The following is a 4,301-nucleotide window of genomic DNA, read 5'->3' as shown; positions in this document are numbered from 1 at the left end:
TCAATCCAACATTCACCTTCCAAGGACCGCAAACAGCCTTTTGCCGATCGATCCCTAAATGTCAGGCCCATAGAGCACCCTCGCGAATCAGGTGCTCAGAAAGGAATCACAAGTGATTCTTTCGATTCAAGTTTTCCCCGATCAGCGGATCAGCGGAGTGGTCAAAGTTATCGGTAATTGAAAGCCTCACCGGACGGTTACGCTTCTCAATCAGAACTCGTCGACGATGTGCGGATGGTTACCGTCAACGGCCAAGCTGCGCAATGATCGCAAGCCGGCGACGCGATCCAACGGACCTGAGCGATGGACTTCGTCTATGACCGGTTGGCGACAGGGCACAAGCTTTCCCGTGCTTACGATTGCCGATATCCGGTTCTCACCGGCGCTGGCGCCACGGTTCACCACGCGGCGCCGACGTCGTGGCGGTGCTGGAAAGGGCCTGCAAGGAAGTCGCCCCCCGATCCGCGCCGATCAAGGCGGCGAGTTCGTGTCGCACGATCTTGACCTGTGGGCCTACCAGCGCGGCGTCATGCTGGACTTTTCGCGGCCCGGCACGCCGACTGAATGCGTTCATCGAGGCCTCCCACGGTCGCTTCTGGGCCGAATGTCTCAACGCCCATTGGTTCCTGTCCCTTGCGGACGCTCAGGAAAAAGTGGAGGATTGGCGCAGATACCACAATGAAGAACGGCCCCACGGGGCGATCGGCAGTCGACCGCCGATTTTGCTCCAAAACCACGTCGGCGCAACCAGCCCGCCAACGTGATCAGAGGCGCAAAACTCTCGCTCTGAGTGATCCAAACTCGGTCTCGTCGCAAGGGTCATAAAGCTCTAGTTCTGGGTAGTCCAAAGTTCGACCTGGCTGCCCACCCCCGAGACTCTAACTGCCGCAGGTCGGTGGCAGGTCATCACCTCGAAAACCTCTTGTCTGAGAGGTCAGGCTTTTACATCCTCAATCCCCCAGACTGGAGGCGGCCCTGCCAATTTCCTCAAATGCAGCGCTGGCCGTCTTCAATCTCGAAATGAGAATGGCAAGCTTTCGGACGCCCAACCTGAAACGTCGCTATCTCAAAATACGCACCGCCGAACGCGGGCTCCCGCTCAACGTCTTGTGCAGTTTTTTACGGGCGACCGCCTATGCGTGCCCGGGCGTTCCGATTGGGAGGCCGCTTGAGACCGAGGTTCTCTCTTAGGCTTTGTCCAGAGTATCTGGATCTGAATTTTCCCCGTCGACGCAGCTCGGGAACGACAAGTTCGACGAAGTCCTCGAGTCCACCGGGGAAGGTCGCCGGCAACACGTTGAATCCGTCCGCCGCACGTTGATCAAACGTATCCATCATGGTGTTAGCAATATCGTCGGGCGTTCCGACAACCATGAGGTGGCCGCGACTGTCCGATGCCAAGCTGATCAGTTGTCGCCAAGTAAACTTGTGGCGTGCTGCCAAGTCGAGAAGCACCTTCTGACGACTCTGGATGATATTGGTCTGCGGTAACGTTTCGGGGACCAAAGAGTCGAGATTGATTGAACGCAGGTCGGTGACAAACCCCAGCAACCGATCGGCCGCCCCAATTTTTACATCGCTATGCGTATACGATTGCAGTTTTTGAAGCTTCTCATATGCTTCATCCTTGGTCCTCCCCACGATCGGAATGATACCCGGCATAATTAGCACCTCGTCGCCCGCCCGCCCAAGCGCGCGCGCCTTTTCTTTGAGAGTTGCGTAGTATCGTTTACCATTCTCTAAAGAAGGTTCGGCGGTGAATACGACCTCGGCGGTTTCTGCAGCGAACGCGATCCCGGCTTCGGATGCACCGGCCTGAACCAATACGGGATAACCTTGCGGCGGCCTTGCGATGTTCAGCGGGCCTCTGACCGACAAGTAAGTTCCTCGGTGGTTAAGCAAATGCAGCTTCGTGGTGTCAGCGAAGATGCCCGTTTGTTTGTCGCGAACGAAAGCATCGTCTTCCCACGTGTCCCAAAGCCCCTTGACAACATCTACGAACTCCCGCGCTCGAACATAGCGCATATCATGATCTGGAAGTTCCATTTCACCGAAGTTTGGAGCGTCGAACTTAGATCCAGAGGTGACAATATTCCAGGCGGCACGTCCATGGGATAGGTGATCAAGTGAAGCGAACATACGTGCAAGATGATAAGGTTGATGGTATGTCGTCGTCGCAGTCCCAACGAGGCCAATGTCTCGCGTTCTCGATGAAAGCGCCGACAAGAGCGTGATTGGCTCAAACCCGTCGTTACGACCTACACGAGCGATAGTTTCGTTTTCTTTATCTGCTATACTTGGTTGATCGGGCAGAAATACAAAATGAAACGCCGCCTCTTCGGCAAGTGTCGCTAGATTAGCATAATAGTCGAGATCAACTCCACCATTAGCTGGCACGCTTGGGTGCCGCCATGCACCTTCGTGATATCCTAGTGAAAGGAGCATCACTCCGAGCTTCATGTCATCGTTGCGCATGTCGCACCTCCGTCTTAGTGGGATTATCCTCGCGCCGGTGTTCAGCCGATGGGCCGCCGCGGAGGCCGGCGATCTTCCTCGGTGCACTGTATTCAGTCAAATTCACCGGGACGCCGCGCCGATTCTCTCGAAAAAGCGACACAGGATCGCCAGCATATGCGCTCATCTGCACAGCGCGAGGAGCTTTTCCAATCGTCAAGCTGAATTGCTCGTGACGAACGCCGCGGACACCGAAAATGAATACAAGATGAACCATGTAATTCATCAAGCCGAATTTGAGAACGATCGGCTCATTTCCGAGTTCGGTACGGATCAACTTGGCACAACATCGTCTCGTTTCCAAAGATCGCGAAACGTGGTGCTTGCTTGCCAGGAAGTCCGCAGGGCCGACACTCCCGAAGCCACTATCGCAATCAGCGAAGGCAGGCGCTTTGATCAAACCCATTAGCCACTTGAACATCTTGACGAGATCGTTCCATGTACTCTGGTTCATAGCTCGGGGGGCCGACCTGGCACGCAATAGACAGACCCAATGCCGAGTCTGCACATAACGGGCCAGAGTACCGGTCCGGGTCATTAGCACCAAATGATTTTAGTTGATGTTGCATGTCTCGAATTTTGGAATGACGCTCGACGGACTTCGACGCCCATCAACGGAAAGGAGACATGTTTCTGATATCTAAAGCAATCACTAGCGCTGGTAGTTGACAAAATCGGGGGGCAATTGTTTGCATCACCTGCATGGATGGCGCAGGACTCCCGAGCGAGGCAATAATAGCAAGATGGTTGATCGTTGGTGGCAGCGATTCAAAAAAGTGATAGGCTTTAATGGTCAATGCCTTCCATCGAGTTCGTCACCATGATCAACGTCTACCTGACGGTGTTCAAGCGAGCGAAGACAGTGCCACGGCTCTAACCTTTGAGACCTGTGCGGTAGCTGGCGTCCGGTCCCGCAAACAACTGGCTTATTTCGTCGTAGAATCCCTTGGGATGGCGATGAGGATGACGGTAGGCAGACCGAAGGCTGATCTGGTGTTACCGGACTAAGAGCGTTCGTCGCTTCGAACGCTGCGGCGCTTGGCATGTTTGCCTGGAGCGCACTGCAAACCAACCGTCCGATGGTTCTTGAGCGTTCGCTCCGTGGCTGACGAGGGAGCATCTGAAAGAGCAGCGTACCGCCGAACATTCGGCTTGCAACCGCCGCTCTGAAGGCTCAAGCTGTCCAACGATCCCTTCTTCATCGAGACGCTGCGCAACGTTATCGGACTATCTTTGAGGTTGCCCCCGGCCTGGCGATCTGGGTCAATGAGAAGGGTTAATGCCTTCCACAACGTCAAGCAACTCGTCCGGAACATCCGGTGACTTCGTCACCGCATACGACGCGCAACGAGGCGCCGTCCGCGCCGGATCGCGAGCTTGCCGCGCTCTATTCGCCGAAGGGCGGCCGTCGATCCCGAGGAGAGCCTGCTGCAAGCGATGCTGTTGCAGGCGTTTATTCGATCCGCTCCGAGCGCTTCGTAAGGCCGTATGTCCGCTTCTGTCCGATGAGCTGGCTCCCCTACACTGGGTGTCCGCGGATTACCCAGGGCCGATCCCCTCACAGGAGGAAGAGCCATAGCAGATATAGAGAAGCATTTGTCGGATTCGACGTGCGAAGCGCGCAACATGCCGCGAGGGAGACGTTCGTTTCTTCGGTGAGGTCGACCGTAATCTGGAAGCTGGCCAACCATCCGCGAGCCAAGCTTGTGGATCAACGTCGTTCATCTTGCAGGTCTCGATCAGGGTATAGACGGCGGCGGCGCGATGACCGCCGGCGTCTGAACCGG

3 protein-coding genes and 1 pseudogene are annotated in these 4,301 nt (G+C 55.8%); 1 reads left to right on the top strand and 3 read right to left on the bottom strand.

Annotation, left to right across the window (positions count from 1 at the left end; all coding sequences use genetic code 11):
- Positions 1 to 250: 250 nt before the first annotated feature.
- A pseudogene (locus IVA91_RS12735) lies at positions 251 to 764 on the top strand (integrase core domain-containing protein); the annotation flags it as partial.
- Between the two features lie 355 nt (positions 765 to 1,119).
- Here IVA91_RS12735 and IVA91_RS12730 read toward each other — a convergent pair.
- From IVA91_RS12730 to IVA91_RS12720, 3 genes are all read right to left on the bottom strand, one after another.
- A complete protein-coding gene (locus IVA91_RS12730; RefSeq protein ID WP_247458812.1) occupies positions 1,120 to 2,475 on the bottom strand; it encodes an LLM class flavin-dependent oxidoreductase in 1,356 nt (451 codons plus the stop codon).
- Positions 2,462 to 2,968, bottom strand: coding sequence for a hypothetical protein (locus IVA91_RS12725; RefSeq protein ID WP_247458811.1), 507 nt, complete (start codon positions 2,966 to 2,968; stop codon positions 2,462 to 2,464). Before IVA91_RS12725 ends, IVA91_RS12730 begins: the two co-directional genes overlap by 14 nt.
- A gap of 1,085 nt (positions 2,969 to 4,053) precedes the next feature.
- Positions 4,054 to 4,301 (bottom strand): transposase domain-containing protein (locus IVA91_RS12720; RefSeq protein WP_247458810.1); only part of this gene is annotated, 248 nt, incomplete at its 5' end.

It is taken from the genome of Bradyrhizobium sp. 153 (genome assembly GCF_023073835.1).
In the GTDB taxonomy this organism is placed as follows: Bacteria; Pseudomonadota; Alphaproteobacteria; order Rhizobiales; family Xanthobacteraceae; genus Bradyrhizobium.
This window is presented reverse-complemented; position numbering and strand designations above follow the sequence as displayed.

Bases quoted from the DNA above. Each gene is read 5' to 3' on its own strand.
- IVA91_RS12730 (WP_247458812.1), bottom strand. From the start codon at position 2,475: ATGCGCAACGATGACATGAAGCTCGGAGTGATGCTCCTTTCACTAGGA.
- IVA91_RS12725 (WP_247458811.1), bottom strand. From the start codon at position 2,968: ATGAACCAGAGTACATGGAACGATCTCGTCAAGATGTTCAAGTGGCTA.